Here is a 17,234-nt window from a genome sequence, read left to right on the forward strand (position 1 = left end):
GAAGAAATGGAACGCTTACAAAAAGTAATTGCACATGCTGGAGTCGCATCAAGAAGGAAAGCAGAAGAAATGATCGCACAAGGCATGGTATCAGTAAATGGAAAAGTTGTGAAAGAGTTGGGGACCAAAGTAACTAATTCAGATAGAATTGAAGTGAACGGCGTACCACTCGAGCAAGAAGGGAAGAGATATTTTCTCTTGTATAAACCAAGAGGGGTTATTTCAGCGGTAAAGGATGACAAAGGTAGAAAGGTAGTAACTGACTTCTTTCCACATGTGAAGGAAAGGATTTATCCGATCGGCAGACTAGATTATGATACATCAGGTTTACTTCTACTTTCAAATGATGGAGAATTTACCAACCTACTTGCGCATCCGCGTTATGAAGTCCAAAAAACATATATTGCAAAAGTGCAAGGTATCCCATCTAGAGAGGCGCTTAAGAAGTTGGAAACTGGAATAAATCTCGAGGATGGTCAGACTGCACCAGCCAAAGTGAAAATGAAGTCATTGGATAAACGAAAAGGCAATTCAATTGTGGAAATTATCATTCATGAAGGACGTAATCGACAAGTACGTCGTATGATGGAAGCAATCGGGCATCCAGTTTTGAAACTTAAAAGAGAGCAGTACGGAACGCTTAATTTATATGGATTAAACTCAGGTGATAGCAGGGAGTTAACGCCACATGAGGTGAAACAGCTACGGACATTAGCTGAAACAGGTAAGGGATTACCTAGATAACATCAATCTTTCACATAACCTTCAAAATACCAGTGCCTAGTAGGCTTTAACCAAATGGTATAATTAATATGTTAAAGTATCAAAATTGCAAGGAGGTAATCATTTACAAATGGTTGAAAAGAAAAAGCGGCGCTTATATATAAGGACAATTATATTGTCTGTCATGGTAGTCGCTGTTGCGTATACGCTTTATGCAAATTTCACGAAAGATAAACATGCCAAACTTGAAATAGGCGATGATGCACCTGACTTTGTACTAACTGATATGGAAGGGAAAAAGCACCAATTATCCGAATATAAAGGACAAGGCGTCTTTTTAAACTTTTGGGGAACATGGTGTCCACCTTGTAAAAGAGAAATGCCTGATATGGACAGCCAGTATCAAGTGTATAAAGATCAGGGAATTGAAATCTTAGCAGTTAATATAGGCGACACGGAATTTCAAATAAATAATTTTGTGAACAGCCATGATCTTTCGTTTCCGATTTTGCGAGATAAAACGAAAGATGTAAAAGATATGTATCGGATAACAAATATGCCAGTCACAGTTTTAGTTGATCCGGATGGGAAGATCACCCAAGTTGAAGTGGGTGAATTAACAGAAGCCAAAATTAAGGGAATGATGGAAAGTATTAAACCTAATAGTTAATAGGGGAGTTTAGATATGAAAGAAGTAAAGTGTGTTTGTGGGCATATTAACCCGATTGGTACGATATTGTGCGAATCATGTGGCCGTGCATTGACTGAAGAAGCAAAAAAAGAAAAACTTCACGATATGCGTTATGAAGGAAGTGCACGTAGATCCCAAACATATAATCGAACATTTGTCGATAAGATATGGAATTTCTTTTCGTCGGTCAAAGTAGGAATATGGCTTATTGTCATTACATTGATTGCCTCCGCGCTTGGTACATTTTTGCCGCAAGTAATGTACATTCCGCAAAATGCAGATCCGGCTGTGTATTACGGTGAAAAGTACGGTATAGGTGGCGATATATTTTATATTCTGAGACTACATGATATGTATAGTTCTTGGTGGTATTTGTTAATGATTGCAGCAATAGGCGTATCCCTAGTTATATGTAGTATTGATAGAGTGTTTCCTTTATATCGAGCGCTGAAAAATCAGAAAGTAAGCAGACATGAAGGATTCTTAAAAAGACAAAGACTTTTTAAAAGAGCTGCTGCTGACAGTCAGATGGAAACAGATTTTGAACAAGTGAAGGCAAATCTAAAAAAGAAAAAATATAAAATTCGTGAGGAAAATGGAAATATCTTAGCTGAAAAAAATCGTTTTTCACGTTGGGGTCCTTACGTCAATCATATTGGTCTTATTATATTTTTAATTGGTGGCATGTTAAGGTTTGTTCCTGGAATGTATGTGGATGAATTTCTATGGATTCGAGAAGGGGAGACGGCAACGATTCCTGGAACACATAAGGAGTATGTATTAGAAAACAAGAAGTTCACCATGGAACTTTATAATAAAGACGATGAAAATGCCGTATATGAAGCAACGCTCGACAGAGTTGGATCTGTTGTTAAGAGTTTCCAATCTGATGTTGTTCTGTATAAGCGGGATCTAGACAAAACAATTGGAGAAGAAAACGATTTAACAGAAATAACAGAGGCAGAGATTCGTGTAAATGAACCTTTGAAATTTGATGATTACGCTTTGTATCAAATGGATTATAAGCTGAATGAGTTAAATACAATGTCATTTAATTTAATAAATAAAAAAAGTGAAGAAACTGTTGGAGAAGTAACGATTGATTTATTCGATCCACAGAACGAGTATGATTTTGGTGATGGTTATAAAGTTGAATTAGTGGGTTATTATCCAGATTTTTCTGGGTTTGCTGAAAATGGAGAACCAGTTTCTGATTCGCCGACACCAAATAATCCAGCTTTTCTATTCAATATGATTTCACCTGATCATCCAGATGGTGAAATGAGCTTCACTGCCATTAAACAAACGGCTGAACCACTTGGAGAAACAGATTATAAAATGACATTCAAAGAAGTTACGACACGTAATGCGACTGGGCTTACTGTAAGGAAAGATTTGACTCTCTGGGTTCTTATCCTCGGGGGATCGATATTTATGATTGGGGTTATTCAAGGTTCTTATTGGAATCATCGTCGGATATGGTTGCAAAAAGAAAAAGATGAAGTTTTAATTGCAGGCCATACAAACAAAAACTGGCATAGTTTAAGAAATGAAATTGCTACTATCGTAAAAGGTACTTCTATCCCTGAGCCGATTGATCAGCAAGAAAAGAAAAATAATGTCAAAGAAAGAGGGAATAAGAATGCCGAGTTTGATACAGATAAGCAGTAATTTATTAGAAGCTGCATTTATCTTATATTTGATTGCTACCTTATTTTTCGGCGGAGGAATACGTGATAAAAGGGGTTTGGAAAAAAGTGCTGGCCCTAATAAATGGTCGAAAATTGCTATTAGCTTAACGCTGATTGGTTTTGCCTCACAAATTGGGTATTTTATTACTCGATGGATCGCAGGCGGACATGCACCAGTTAGTAATATGTTTGAATTTACCACATTCTTTGGAATGATGGTAGTTGGCGCTTTCATTATTTTGTACTTTATATACAAGTTAAATGCATTAGGTATATTTGCGTTAACACTTGCAATGTTAATGATTGCTTTTGCAAGTATGTTTCCAAGTAATGTTAGTCCTCTCATTCCATCGCTGCAAAGTCATTGGCTTTATATTCATGTAACGACAGTAGCGATTGGACAGGCGATTCTTATCATAAGTTTCGTAGCGGGTATTATGTATTTACTCAAAGCTGTCGATACAAAAGCAAAAGATAAACGTGCCTTTTGGTTGGAAGCGATTATGTATTCTGTAGTTATTGCGATTGGATTTATTATTATTACTTCCGCCTTTTCATTTGTCGATTACAAAGCAGATTTAAACTGGATTGATAAAGAAGGGAAAGAGAAGGTTGCGGCATATACTCTTCCAGCATTAGTTGGGCCTCATGATGGAGAATTGATTACAGACGGTAAAATGCAACCATTATTCAACATGCCTGCTATTATTGATGCGCAAAAGTTTAATACAATGATTTGGAGTTTGATCATTGGTACACTGCTATATTTATTGATTAGACTAATTTTCAGAAATCGAATTATTACTTTATTACAACCACTCGTTAAAAAGGTAAATCTTGATTTAGTGGATGAAATTGGCTACCGTTCAGTATTAATTGGTTTCCCTGTTTATGCTTTAGGTGGCCTAGTATTTGCAATGATATGGGCGCAGATTGCATGGACACGTTTTTGGGGATGGGATCCGAAAGAAGTATGGGCGCTTATTACATTCCTATTCTATGCAGCATTCCTGCATTTAAGACTATCAAAAGGATGGCATGGAGAAAAATCAGCATGGCTTGCTGTTATCGGCTTTGCAATTATCATGTTTAACCTAGTGGCAGTAAACTTGATCTTGTTCGGTCTGCATTCATATGCGGCTAACTGATAAAAAATGTTATACAAGCCCTCACTCTTTAGGTGCGGGGCTTTTTCCTATACAATATACTTATATATAAGTTATGAGGGGGTTCAAAGATGGAATCAGAAGTGAGAATTTTAGTAGTGGATGATGAAGATCGTATTCGAAGATTGTTAAAGATGTATTTGGAGAGAGAAAATTATGTGATAGATGAGGCAGCAGATGGTGAAGAAGCGTTAGAACTAGCACTACAGAATGATTATAGCTGTATTCTTCTCGATTTAATGATGCCGGGTAAAGACGGTATTGAAGTATGTAAGGAACTTCGCGAGGAAAAAACAACACCGGTAATTATGCTAACGGCAAAAGGGGAAGAAACAAATAGAGTGCAAGGTTTTGAGGTTGGAACAGATGATTATATCGTTAAGCCATTTAGTCCACGAGAAGTAGTATTACGAGTGAAAGCTTTATTAAGAAGAGCGACACAAACAAATTACATGCAAGCGGGTGCTACTGCAAGAGATATAATTGTATTTCCACATTTATCTATTGATCACGATGCACATCGAGTTTCGGCAGATGGCAAAGAAGTGAACTTAACACCTAAGGAATATGAGCTTCTTCATTTCCTTGCTAAATCACCAGATAAAGTGTTTGATCGTGAGCATCTTTTAAAAGAGGTTTGGCAATATGAGTTTTTTGGCGATTTAAGAACAGTCGATACTCATGTGAAAAGACTTCGAGAAAAATTAAATCGCGTCTCAGACAAAGCCGCTGGTATGATTGTTACAGTTTGGGGAGTCGGTTATAAATTTGAGGCAGGTCATGAATGAGACTGTGGCGTAGTGTTGTAGGAAAGCTATGGATGACAATCCTGTTACTTGTTTCATTTGTTCTCATTATATTAACAATGTTTCTACTAGAATTCTTTGAAAAGTATCATGTGAACCAAATTGAGCAATCATTATCAGACCAAGCTAAAAAGATATCAAATATTATTGAATCACATGCTAATGATAATATGGGTGAGGAAATTGTGTTTGAAATAGTAGATGATCCAGTTGGCGTTGCGGTTGCTTATAGTAAAGATAATATTATCTTTTCATCTGGAAGAGGTACGGAAGGATGGATACCTAGAACAGTCCTTTTGGAAGACGAAGATTTATCAAAGGTCTTTTCCGAGAGAATATCTATTAAAAAGGAATTATCACTAACAGATGTTGAAAGACATGGAAGTAGATTTGAAAATTATATTGTGGCGGGTGTACCGTTAAAAATTGAAGGGGAAGACAATGGTGCGATATTTACTTATCAATCTTTGGCACTGTTAAAAGAAACAACGCGAAAGACGACTAGAATAATCTTGCTAGCGGCTGGAATAGCGATTGTGTTAACAACGATTTTTGCCTTTTTTCTTTCTACAAGAATTACGGCTCCACTCCGAAAAATGAAGGAAGCAGCATTTGAGGTTTCTAAAGGCAAATTTGATACGAAAGTTCCTTTTTTGAGCCATGACGAAATTGGTGAATTAGCCATTGCTTTTAACCAAATGGGGAAAAGGCTCAAGTTTAATATGAATGTGTTAAGTCAAGAAAAAGAACAGCTAACAAGTATATTAAGTAGTATGGCAGACGGTGTGATGACATTTAATCAAGACGGATCCATATTAATTACAAATCCACCAGCGGAAAGGTTTTTGCAACAATGGCATTATGAAAGTGAAAACGAGAGCGCTATTCCGACTGAACTGGATAAATTATTAACGCAGGCAATTAAGACGGAAAAGGAACAGTCTGGTGAATTAATGCTTCAAGGTAGGTATTATGTCATTATTGTAAGCCCGCTTTATACACAGAACCAAGAGAGTGTTCGTGGTGCAGTTGCAGTAATTCGTGATATGACAGAAGAACGCCGTCTAGATAAGCTCCGCATTGACTTTGTATCTAATGTGTCACACGAGCTAAGAACGCCAATTTCCATGCTACAGGGTTATAGTGAGGCAATCGTAGATGATATTGCAGGGTCAGAAGAAGAAAATAAAGAATTAGCGAAAATCATTTACGATGAATCTTTACGAATAGGTAGATTAGTAAACGAATTATTAGACCTCGCGAGAATGGAAGCAGGGCATATCCATTTAAATGATGAAGAGGTTGATATTGAGGAATACATACATCGTATCATGTATAAATTTAAAGGGGTTGCCCGTGATAATGATGTTATCTTGGATGCCGAAATTGAATCAAAAGATCTAACATTCAAGTTAGATCCCGATAAAATTGAGCAAGTGTTAACAAATTTGATTGATAATGCAATGAGGCACACGAATGAAAATGGTACAATTATGATTGTACAAACGAAAGAAGATAAGGGTATTACAATTTCTGTGAAAGATAATGGATCAGGAATTCCAGAAGAAGACCTTCCTTTTGTTTTTGAACGATTCTATAAAGCGGACAAAGCAAGAACAAGAGGTAGAGCAGGCACTGGACTTGGTCTTGCTATTGCGAAAAATATTATCGAAGCTCATAATGGCTTTATTAATGTGCAGAGTAAAAAAGGTCAAGGGACGACATTTAGTTTCTTTCTACCATACAGAAGAGTATAAACTGTTGAAATTTGACGCGAAATCTTGTTCCATGAGAAACATAGATTTTACAGCAATACTTCTATACAATTGCTCCCTGCGAATGAAATAATAATTATAAGTGGATGGACCAACCTGAAATAGGAATGGTACATCTGCTTTTTTTTAGTTACTGGTATGAAATGGTGATATATTTATAAGGTCATGTAAAGTGATCAGTGATAATATATTTTATTTTTAGTGTAACTTTATTAATCGATTATACGACTAACTATGGACGGGGAGGGGAATACATGGACTCCGTTTTCCACGATATATATGAAAAGTACCATCAAGATTTATTTCGTTTTTTATTTTATATGCTAAAAAGTCGTGAAGAAACGGAAGACTTAGTGCAAGAAGTATATATTAGGGTGATAAGATCTTATCAAAAGTTCGAAGGGAAAAGCACGGAAAAAACCTGGATATTTTCTATCGCGAAAAATGTTGCAATGGATCATTTTCGTAAACAAAAAGGATGGAAAGAAAGAATATACGAAAAATTTGACTGGGATCTGCATCAAATGAAAGATACAGCGGCACTACCTGAAGAAGAAGTACTAAAAAATGAAGATATCCGCTATTTATATTCTTGTTTAGATAAATGCTCTACAAACCAGCGTCTTGTACTTGTCATGCGGTTTTTGAATGGTTTTTCGGTTGCTGAAACTGCAGAAGTATTGAATTGGTCCGTGAGCAAAGTAAAAACTACTCAACATCGAGCGTTAAATTCCCTCAAAATACTAATGGAGAATGTACGGAGAAAGGAGGGCGATGAAGTTGAATAATAAGGATGAAATAGATAAAAAAATAATAAAACTACTAGAGAAATTTCCCCATATAGAGGATGAAAGATCTAAGGATGACGTATACCAAAGAGTGAAAAATGGCATGCAAAGAAAGAAAAAGAAAGCAATGGTCCTTCCGGCTTTAGCTATGGTAGCGGTAGTATCGCTCTTTGCATTTACAACTCCAATGTTAATCCAACAGTATAAAGGAAAGTTTAATACGGAACAAGCGAAGCAGGAGGATTTTTCAATTGTTTCTGAGGAGAAGGCCGATAGGTCTATTCAGACGAAAAGGAATATGGATAGAAGTGAATCTGAGATAATTCAATCGTCTGAAGAGCCGAATATGATTACTTCTGTTTATAACGAGGAAATACAAACAAACGCTATCGTTACGTTAGGTGTTGTTACAGCTGATGCTATTGTCATTCCAATAAGCATTAGGACAGAAGAGATTCAAAGAGACTGGTTGTCTACTTTTAAAGCATCCGCGCAACTAATTGATTGGGAGGCATTAGGGTTTAAAGATTTATCGCCGTTATTATCGGCAATGTCCTATGATCAAGATCGTAGAATCTTGCACGTCAAAATAACGTCTAATAACGAGGAGTTTTTCCTTAAATATGAAAAGCAAATAATGGAAATGATCGAGTACACTGTGGGTTTACAAGATGTTGAAAAAGTAGCATTTATTAATGGAGAAAATGAGCCAGTTGAGCTTGGTGCTTTTGGAATCATACCTAATTTGGATCTTAGAAATAAAGCTAAAAAAGCTTATTACCTGTATAAACAAGCAGGAATGAATGCTAGTAGCTATCTTGTTCCATTCAAATTAGAGTCTGCTCATTTTTCTGACGCAGTTGCCAATATGAAAAAACCGCCTAATGATTTTTACCAGACTTTAATTCCGAAAGAAGTGACATTTTCAGCCGGGGAAAATGTGAATGGAGAAGCGCTCATAGCATTTAATGAAAGGTTATTGCTTGATGAAGGAGATGTAGCTGCTAAAATCAGAATGATCGAGGGGATGTTATTAACAGCAAAAGAATATGGATATAAAACTGTCCAATTTGAAAACATTGAGCCATTGGTTTGGCAAGGCTTTGATTTTAATAGGCCTATAGATGTTCCTTACTCCGCTAATCTGACAATAAGATAGCCAACGCAAGAACCAACCTATGGATAGATGGTATTTGTAGAAATAGATGCTTAGTCCTTCACAATTGTAAAGAAATAGTGTATAATTTCTATGTACAATAAAATACGATTCATCTTCGGGGCGTGGTGAAATTCCCGACCGGCGGTAATGAGGCAGTATTTGCTTATAAGCCCGCGAGCCTTTTTTAAGGCAGGATTTGGTGAGATTCCAAAGCCGACAGTATAGTCTGGATGGGAGAAGATGGAGGTTGCCTAGTGTTCAAAATGCAGGTTTTGAACGCTTGTTAAAGCATGCCTGATAATTCTCCCTCAAAGAATCTTTCTTTGAGGGTTTTTATTTGGATATGTATTAACAGAGGTCAACCTCTCTTCAAGAAGAGATGAATCTCTAAGGAGAGAGGAAGTATGAAGAAATTTAGTGTGAAATCGTTTGTTGCAATTGGAATGTTGAGCAGTCTATCTTTTATTTTAATGCTGATCAAATTTCCTATTCCACCGTTTCCGGCATGGTTGACTGTAGATTTCAGTGATATACCTGCATTAATCGCTGCATTATTGTTTGGTCCACTTGCTGCTGTATTGGTAGAATTATTTAAAAATGTGTTAGATTACGTAATGATTGGAAGTGAAGCTGGATTGCCGATAGGTAATATGGCTAATTTTCTAGCGGGTGTTACATTTGTTTTACCGGTATATTATGTTCATAAACACTTGAAAATGAAAAAAGGCTTAGCGCTGTCTATGGTTGCCGGAACAATTGTGATGGCAATTATTATGAGTATCATGAATTATTTATGGGTATTGCCAGCGTACACTATTTTATTAGGGTGGGATCCAATGTCCACGTCTGCGATGCGTCAAGTTGTTGTGGCGGCAATTCTACCATTTAATGTGATTAAAGGCCTTTTAATAACGATGATTTTTCTCCTGTTATATAGTCGGCTTCAAGTATGGCTAAATAAACAGAAAACATATAAAAACGCATAAAAGTAGCGCCAATGTGGCGCTACTTTTATGTTATAACAAAGCCACTCAAGAAATGAGTGGCTTTAGTTTATACTATTCATATTTCAAAGCGTCGCCATCAAACGGTGCATCTGCCACTTTAATTGAATCTGTTGGGCACCCTTCAAAAGCATCAATCATATCTTCTTCAAGAATCTCTGGGATTTCTTCTGTCCCTTTATTATCATCAAGGATAACATATGCAATTCCTTCATCATCATAATCATATATGTCAGGCGCTGCAGCTCCACAAGCTCCACATGCGATGCAAGTATCCTGGTCCACTATGGTGTATTTTGGCATGGGATAACCTCCTACTCTAACTCAATTATACCTTACTTTTTTGGAAAATGGATATTCAACATTAGTATCCCCATCTATTATATTAATGTTCTGCAATGAACATTTCAACAAAAATTGCCTAATCAGTATAATTAATTAAAACTTTTTCTATTTAGTTATGAAGAAAGTAAATTATGGCGATTTCTGGAGAAATAAGATAGAAGTAGTCGAAAGACTGTTTTCATGATAAAATTAATGCAATGAAACGTAAGAGGGGAACCGATAATCATGACTTTTTTGCAAGCTGTGATATTGGAATGTTTAAGAAAAATTAATGAGGAAAGAACAATTTATTCTATTTATCATTTGCTAAGTGGTAAAAAATCCTCCCAAACTATTCAAGATGCCCATCTTTTTCAACTTGATCATTATTTTAAAACGATCCCTCAAATGAATCGTATGGACTATAATTTTAATATTACATGGTTGGCAGAATCCGGTTTTATATTTCAATTAGATGATTCGCAAAAATATAAAGTAACAGAACTGGGAGAGGAAAAGTTAAGAAGTATTTTGTATCAGGGACCTAAACTTCCCCACCTGAATGGGTGGAAGTATCAAGATACAGCCATTCTATTGTGGAAAAGACTCACATTGCTTGTTCAAACGGTTTCTCATCTAAATCATCAAGATAATCGTTATCAAGCTATTCAGAGAGATCCTGACGTTTATAAATGGATCAAGCAATTTCTGAAAAAGTATCAAGGTGGAAGAAGAAACCTATCAGCAGATTTATATGCTGAATTGCATCAAATCTTTTCTGGGAATTTCCCGGATAACCCACTATTGGTTGTATTAAGGCTAACCGGCCGCCAATTAATAGGAATGACTAATAAGCAAGTTGCAGATACATTAAGGATGGAAGAAACCGAATGTCATTTTAGATTTCTAAATGCGCTTCATTTCATCATTGAACAGACAATCAATCAAAAAGAAAAATTTCCACTAGTACATATCATTATTTCAGATATATTCCAATCAGTTCCGTACACTAAATCAACATTAAAGACATACGAACTGCTTCAAAATAATATGACGATTGATCAGGTTGCTAAGGTACGCAGGTTAAGAAGAAGTACGATTGAAGACCATGTTATTGAAATAGCACTAATGGATCAACAGTTTTCAATAGATCATTTGATAGATTCTCAAAAAAGAGAAGAGATTATAGAGGCTGTAAAACTACTTGGTAAGAAAAAGCTAAAACCGATCATGGAAAACATTGAACATGTCTCATATTTTCAAATTCGGCTAGTATTGGCTAGGTTAGGAGAAAGAATATGAACAAATATGATGTGTTGAAAAAGATGTTTGGTTTTTCTGAATTTAGAACAGGGCAAGAAGAAGTGATAGACGCTGTTCTTGATAAAAAAAACGTCTTAGCGATGTTACCAACTGGAATGGGAAAATCCTTATGTTATCAATTGCCAGGATATTTACTTGGGGGTACAGTGCTTATTATTTCTCCATTAATATCTTTAATGCATGATCAGGTGGAGCAACTACGCATGATGGGAGAGCGTAAAGCAGTCGCTTTAAATTCTTTTCTCAAATCAGATGAGAAAAGAAATGTAATAAGAAACCTGGAAGAGTATAGATTTCTGTATGTTTCACCTGAAATGCTTCGGTCTTTGCAAGTAAGAGAAAAATTAAAGAAGATGAATATCTCCCTATTTGTGATTGATGAAGCGCATTGTATATCCCAATGGGGTCATGACTTCCGGCCTGATTATTTAAATCTAGGTCATGTGAGAGCAGAAATTGGAAATCCACCTGCATTAGCACTAACAGCAACTGCAGTGAAAGAAGTTCGTGAAGACATTAAAGAATTCTTGCAACTTCATCACACCGATGAATTTATTTATTCCGTTGATAGAGATAATATCAGTATCCTCGTAGAAAAAACGAATAGTTTTTTCGAAAAAAGGAAAAGTTTGTTAAGGCATGCGACATCTTTAAAAAAGCCAGGAATCATTTATTTTTCCAGTAAACGCCTTGCGGAGGAAACTGCTGATTATTTAAGTGACCAGGGAATAGGCGGAGTTGCGGCTTATCACGGTGGAATGGATCAAGAACAACGGATCTTAATACAACAGCAATTTATACATGACCAATTAAATATAATTTGTGCAACAAGTGCTTTCGGAATGGGGATAAATAAAGAAAATATTCGCTTTATCATTCATTTCCATATGCCTAGTCAAATGGAATCTTATGTGCAGGAGATCGGTAGAGCTGGCAGGGATGGGGAAGCCAGTATAGCAATTTTACTTTATAGTCCTGGTGATGAACACTTACATTACCAATTAATGAATTATGAGCTTCCTGACGATAGCCATATAGAATCGTATGTTGCTATGATCGCTTCTAATAGAAAAGAAGAATTAATGTCAAATGTAAATATGAGCGAAACACAAACACGCTTTTTAGAACATCATTTTACATCTATAAAAAATCGAGTAGAGATGGTAGATCATATTAAAAATGCAAGAGATCTACGTATTGATCATAAAATGAAAAAATTGAAGCAAATGAAAAATTGGTTGGAAGAATTAAATTGTAGACGAAGTCATATATTAGCTTTATTTGGGGAAGACAGTAAACAACCACCTAATTTATGTTGTGATCTATGTGGATTTGATATTACACATTATCGAGATACAACCAAACAAATAGATAAACAAATATTGTCTTGGGAAGAAATTCTTCAGCAATTGCTGTTGCCGGCTACTGTAAATGAATAAACAAGATGAATTAATGAAAAAAATGACTGGGAAAGAATTAGAATTTCACTTATATTTAACACAGTTTCTATTATTATTGATGTCTATCATCCTAAGTTTCTTTATGTTTTCAAGTTTATCCGATGTTTTACAATTATTCCATTTCGATTTAACTTGGATGGTAATTGGCTTCTTATCTGGTTTATTTGTAGTTTTCATTGATCTATTATTAATGAAAACACTGCCTAAACGTTATTACGATGACGGGGGGCTCAACGAGAAGATATTTTCCAACATGCCTGTTTGGAAAATTGCTTTAGTTTCTCTATTTATAGCACTAGCAGAAGAAATGTTGTTCCGTGGTGTTATTCAAACTCAGTTTGGTGTGTTTATAGCAAGCCTTATATTTGCACTCATCCATATCCGTTATTGGAAACATTGGTATTTACTTGCTAACGTAATAATATTAAGTTTTTTTCTTGGCTACATATATATATGGTCGGGGCAACAGTTATTGGCAACAATATCTATGCATTTTACAATTGATTTTTTTCTTGGCCTGTATATTAGGCGAAGTAAATCCTAATACATTCAAGGAGAAGGGATTTTAGATGACAAAAAAGAAAAATGATCTGCAAGAAACACAAAAACACTCACTAGCTTCTCAGACATCAAGAGTGGATCTTCACGGTCATAAATACAAAAAGAAAAAGAATAGTAAAAAAGAGCCTATTGAGCAACCTAAAAAGGAAAATAATAAACAACCTAAAAAAGAAAAAAGAAAAGTATCTATACCATTTATATTGTTGCTAATAATATTATTATTGCCTATTAGCTCCATCAGCTATTATATTATTACAAAAAAAGATAACTCTACTGCGTCTGGAATAGTGAACAGTATAGGGGAAGAGATCTCATTTACAACTAATAATTCATCTAATAAAGAGGAAAAACAAAAGTCTGACGATGAAGATTCAGACGACAAGAATAAAGCCGATGAGGAACAAATAAAGGCAGAAAAAGAAAAGAAAGCGAAAGAAGAAGCGGACAAAAAAGCAAAAGAAGAGGCAGAAAGAAAAGCTAAGGAAGAATCTGAGAGAAAAGAAAAAGAGGAAGCTGAAAGAATAGCGAAAGACAAAGCAGAAGCAGAAAAAAAGGCACAAGAAGAAGCTGAACGCAGGGCGAAAGAGGAAGAAAATAAGCAACAACAAATGGAGTATCATACTGTTCAGCAAGGAGAAACACTATATCGAATTGCGATGAACTACTATCAGAATCAAAGTGGAATAGAAAAAATTCGACAAGCAAATGGAATATCAGGTAATGAGATATCCGTCGGCCAAAAGTTAGTCATCCCAAAATAACAATGAAAAATAATAAAGTTCATAAATTTTTTTTTAGTTCATAATTATAGAAGAAACGAGTCTGGAGGAGCTATTCATGGATTCATTTCTTCTAATGATGGACGAACACACGGATGTAGTAACAAAGCAAATGTTGCAGAGCTTAATTAATAAAAGAGTGAAGCACACTCGCTATAAAACCATTCATTTTACATTGCTTATAATAGCTATGTTATATGGATTCATTGCACTATATGTGCTTTATTCACAAATAATTAAACCATATAGTTATACACTATTAGATATATTTTCGGTTTTTTTAGCAAATGAATTTATCTTATTTTTTCTTTTTTGTGGTTTTTTATTATTTGGATCAGTAAAAATATATTTTGATAAAAAGGAAAAAGCAGAAAAAGAATTTCATGAACTAAGATGTGAGATTATCGACAAAAGTAAGGATCTCTGGAAAAATGATAGTTGGGGAGAGCGCCATAAAGTTTATAAGTACCTGAAATCAACATATGATATAAACCTTTACCATGAAAGCAAGTGACGATATGCAGTTACTTGCTTTTTGTGATAAGAAAAGTGTAATTATATTCAATTCAAATAATTTTCCTTATCCAATCCTACTGGCTAGACTTATAAAAGCAAATCGCCTGCCAAAAGTATTGGCAGGCGATTCAAATTACGATATAAATTAAGGGTTCGTTGACCATAATCCAGCAGACTTCACAAGGATTCGAGGGTGTAATTTCAACTGTGCAAGCATAACTTCTGCCAAATCTTCCGGTTGCATTACTTTTTCAGGATTGCCATCCGTAAGGTTTTCAGCGTAAGCTAAATCGGTAGCGACTGTACTTGGAGTCAGTGCACTCACACGGATGTTATGTTTTCTTACTTCGAGCATAAGTGATTCAGTAAGCCCGAGTAAACCGAATTTTGAAGCACTATATGCACTTGTTACAGGTGCACCTTTTTGTCCAGCGGTAGAGGAAATGTTAATGATATCTCCAGCATTCTTTTCAATCATCTCAGGTAATACAGCTCTTGTAACGTAATAAACACCCATTAAATTTACATCGATAATGTTTTTGAATTCTTCTGGTGAAAGCTCAAGGAACTTACCGAATTTTCCGATACCGGCATTATTGATTAGAATATCAATAGATCCGAGTTCAGATTTGATATGATCGACTGCAGCGACAACAGAATCATTATCGGACACATCAGCAACAGCAACGGTAACTTTCACATCATACTCTTCAAGTTCTTTAGCAACATTCTCAAGATTCGAGAACGTTCTACCGATCAATCCTACGTTAACACCTTCTTTAGCAAAAGCGATGGCAGTAGCTCGTCCAATACCTTTTCCGCCTCCGGTAATCAATGCGTTCTTTCCTTGTAAATTTTGCATAATATATTCTCCTTCTATAAGCGTCATCTGTTTGTAATGCATAAGTCAGTATATCAAATTCACAATAAGATTCCTAAATAATTAGCTTATATATATATATATTGGCATTTTCGTAAGGAACTATCATTCCTGTTTAGAAAAAACAAAAATAGTCCCATTACTTACCGAATTTCTTTTAATTTTAGATATCTTATCTTAATAAATGCAAAACCTTCCCAGTATAAGGAAGGTTTTAAAAAATCGAACGTATTTTCGTTTTAACAAATTGAATCTGTTGGTTTTGGATTTTTAAGTCCAAAGAGTGGTCGGATGAACAAAGCAAGAAATGTTCCAAGCATTGCCATAACCATCCAAACCCAACCATGTAAACTAAAGGAAGAAATACCACCAAAATAAGCTCCAATATTACAACCAAATGCAAGTCGAGCGCCATATCCCATTAAAACTCCACCGATAATGGAAGCTCCAGCAATCCCCGGCTTTATTTTTTTAGGTTTAAATGTGCCTTGTGCTGCCGCCGAAATAAATGCGCCTAAAATAATTCCGAAGTTCATCACACTGGTGGAGTCTGCTAAAACAGTTTGGCTAAGCGCAGTCGCATTTGCTCCTGAAAAATAGCCCCAGCTTGTGACATCAACTCCCACTGCCATAAGCGCTTTTCCACCCCACAAAGCAAAAGCGGAAGTAATGCCCCAAGGATTACCTCTGATTGTTAATGTTAATGCATTTAATATAGCTAGAATAATCGCTGCTGCAAATAGGGGCCAAGAACCACGAATAATTTTTTTAAATCCTTGTACGGTAGGAAGTGGTTTCATCATCGGTGGATTTTTCTTTTTTGCAATTTTGGTCGTGATCCAGTATATAGCTCCAAATAATATCATTTGGAGCAACCAAGCTCCAAAATAGCCTAACCCAGTAGATTCAGCAAGTGATATAGGTGGTAAGGAAGGTGTATCTTCCATCCAAAATGTGAAATGGTAGGCCCCTAACAGAGACCCTGCAATAAAGGCGATCAAGGTTAAAATCATTGATGATGCTCCGCCACCAACTGAATATAATGTTCCAGAGGCGCACCCATTACCAAGCTGCATACCGATTCCGAAAATAAATGAACCGAATAAAACACTCATCCCCACAGGAGACACATATCCAGTAGGTGTAATTCCTGTAAAGCTAAAACCATTAGCAAGTATAAGTGCGAATAAAGTAGATGCGATCGCAAGCATTAACATATGTGCTTGTAAGCCTTGTACATTGCCAACCGACATCAACCGTCTAAAAGCAGATGTAAAGCCGAAGCGTGCATGTAATAAGGTCATACCTAGCAGAAGACCAATAATAAACAATAGACCTTGAGTCATGTTTGTGACAATGACAATGGAAATAAATAAAATAATGGCTGCAAATATGCCAATAACAACAAGTGGTTTTTGAACAGGTTTGAGTTCTGTTGTAATAGTTGTTGGCGTTTGATTCCATTTTGTTAATGGAGATACATTCGTTTGTGCTATTTCAATCACCTTTTTCTTATCAAATTAGTATGAATTAAAATCTAATACTATTATAGTATGTGGAAGCTAGACTGTAAACACTTTGATTATTG

At 35.7% G+C, this 17,234-nt stretch carries 17 protein-coding genes and 1 riboswitch; of the genes, 14 read left to right on the top strand and 3 right to left on the bottom strand.

The genetic code is table 11. The features are described from left to right. Positions 1–6 precede the first annotated feature (6 nt). The 9 genes from BLE01S_RS04585 (at position 7) to BLE01S_RS04625 (ending at position 9,785) form a co-directional block, all read left to right on the top strand. Positions 7–744, top strand: coding sequence for a pseudouridine synthase (locus tag BLE01S_RS04585; protein WP_066137662.1), 738 nt, complete (start codon positions 7–9; stop codon positions 742–744). 109 nt (positions 745–853) lie between these two features. Next, complete coding sequence (resA, locus tag BLE01S_RS04590; protein ID WP_066137664.1) at positions 854–1,393, top strand: thiol-disulfide oxidoreductase ResA; 540 nt, start codon at positions 854–856, stop codon at positions 1,391–1,393. 15 nt (positions 1,394–1,408) lie between these two features. After that, entirely contained in the window at positions 1,409–3,085 is a 1,677-nt protein-coding gene (gene resB / locus BLE01S_RS04595) for a cytochrome c biogenesis protein ResB (RefSeq protein WP_066137666.1), read from the top strand. Continuing rightward, complete coding sequence (gene ccsB / locus BLE01S_RS04600) at positions 3,066–4,253, top strand: c-type cytochrome biogenesis protein CcsB (RefSeq protein WP_066140889.1); 1,188 nt, start codon at positions 3,066–3,068, stop codon at positions 4,251–4,253. The genes resB and ccsB overlap by 20 nt, the downstream gene beginning before the upstream one ends. 89 nt (positions 4,254–4,342) lie before the next feature. Further along, positions 4,343–5,059 (top strand): response regulator transcription factor, encoded by a 717-nt coding sequence (locus tag BLE01S_RS04605; RefSeq protein ID WP_066137668.1) that lies wholly within the window; start codon positions 4,343–4,345, stop codon positions 5,057–5,059. Beyond that, on the top strand, positions 5,056–6,834 hold the full coding sequence (locus tag BLE01S_RS04610; protein ID WP_066137670.1) for an ATP-binding protein: 1,779 nt from the start codon (positions 5,056–5,058) through the stop codon (positions 6,832–6,834). The genes BLE01S_RS04605 and BLE01S_RS04610 overlap by 4 nt, the downstream gene beginning before the upstream one ends. Before the next feature lie 272 nt (positions 6,835–7,106). Further along, positions 7,107–7,640, top strand: a complete 534-nt coding sequence (locus BLE01S_RS04615; RefSeq protein WP_066137672.1) for an RNA polymerase sigma factor SigX — start codon at positions 7,107–7,109, stop codon at positions 7,638–7,640. After that, positions 7,633–8,799 (top strand): RsiX family anti-sigma factor, encoded by a 1,167-nt coding sequence (locus BLE01S_RS04620; protein WP_066137674.1) that lies wholly within the window; start codon positions 7,633–7,635, stop codon positions 8,797–8,799. The genes BLE01S_RS04615 and BLE01S_RS04620 overlap by 8 nt, the downstream gene beginning before the upstream one ends. 107 nt (positions 8,800–8,906) lie before the next feature. Continuing rightward, positions 8,907–9,045: riboswitch (FMN riboswitch) on the top strand. A 158-nt stretch (positions 9,046–9,203) separates the two neighbouring features. Next, positions 9,204–9,785: an ECF transporter S component gene (locus BLE01S_RS04625; RefSeq protein ID WP_066137676.1), complete on the top strand. Its 582-nt coding sequence runs from the start codon at positions 9,204–9,206 to the stop codon at positions 9,783–9,785. Between the two features lie 72 nt (positions 9,786–9,857). Here the strand turns inward: BLE01S_RS04625 and BLE01S_RS04630 are convergent, their stop codons facing one another. Then, a complete protein-coding gene (locus tag BLE01S_RS04630) occupies positions 9,858–10,106 on the bottom strand; it encodes a ferredoxin (RefSeq protein ID WP_066137678.1) in 249 nt (82 codons plus the stop codon). 267 nt (positions 10,107–10,373) lie between these two features. On the opposite strand from BLE01S_RS04630, the gene BLE01S_RS04635 reads away from it, so the two are divergent. The 5 genes from BLE01S_RS04635 (at position 10,374) to BLE01S_RS04655 (ending at position 14,764) form a co-directional block, all read left to right on the top strand. Further along, positions 10,374–11,429 (top strand): YpbB family protein, encoded by a 1,056-nt coding sequence (locus BLE01S_RS04635; protein ID WP_066137680.1) that lies wholly within the window; start codon positions 10,374–10,376, stop codon positions 11,427–11,429. Then, positions 11,426–12,889, top strand: coding sequence for a RecQ family ATP-dependent DNA helicase (locus BLE01S_RS04640; RefSeq protein WP_066137682.1), 1,464 nt, complete (start codon positions 11,426–11,428; stop codon positions 12,887–12,889). Before BLE01S_RS04635 ends, BLE01S_RS04640 begins: the two co-directional genes overlap by 4 nt. After that, positions 12,882–13,454 (top strand): CPBP family intramembrane glutamic endopeptidase, encoded by a 573-nt coding sequence (locus BLE01S_RS04645; RefSeq protein ID WP_066137684.1) that lies wholly within the window; start codon positions 12,882–12,884, stop codon positions 13,452–13,454. The genes BLE01S_RS04640 and BLE01S_RS04645 overlap by 8 nt, the downstream gene beginning before the upstream one ends. Before the next feature lie 25 nt (positions 13,455–13,479). Then, on the top strand, positions 13,480–14,232 hold the full coding sequence (locus tag BLE01S_RS20695; protein WP_066137686.1) for a LysM peptidoglycan-binding domain-containing protein: 753 nt from the start codon (positions 13,480–13,482) through the stop codon (positions 14,230–14,232). Positions 14,233–14,308: 76 nt separating this feature from the next. Beyond that, complete coding sequence (locus tag BLE01S_RS04655; protein ID WP_066137688.1) at positions 14,309–14,764, top strand: DUF2663 family protein; 456 nt, start codon at positions 14,309–14,311, stop codon at positions 14,762–14,764. A 147-nt stretch (positions 14,765–14,911) separates the two neighbouring features. Here BLE01S_RS04655 and BLE01S_RS04660 read toward each other — a convergent pair whose 3' ends face one another. Continuing rightward, the gene (locus tag BLE01S_RS04660; protein WP_066137689.1) at positions 14,912–15,628 is read right to left on the bottom strand and encodes a 3-ketoacyl-ACP reductase; all 717 of its coding nucleotides are present in this window, start codon (positions 15,626–15,628) and stop codon (positions 14,912–14,914) included. Between the two features lie 257 nt (positions 15,629–15,885). Then, entirely contained in the window at positions 15,886–17,142 is a 1,257-nt protein-coding gene (locus BLE01S_RS04665) for a YeeE/YedE family protein (RefSeq protein ID WP_066140892.1), read from the bottom strand. Positions 17,143–17,234 lie beyond the last annotated feature (92 nt).

The organism is Lederbergia lenta NBRC 16444, from assembly GCF_001591545.1.
In the GTDB taxonomy this organism is placed as follows: domain Bacteria; phylum Bacillota; class Bacilli; order Bacillales; family Bacillaceae_C; genus Lederbergia; species Lederbergia lenta.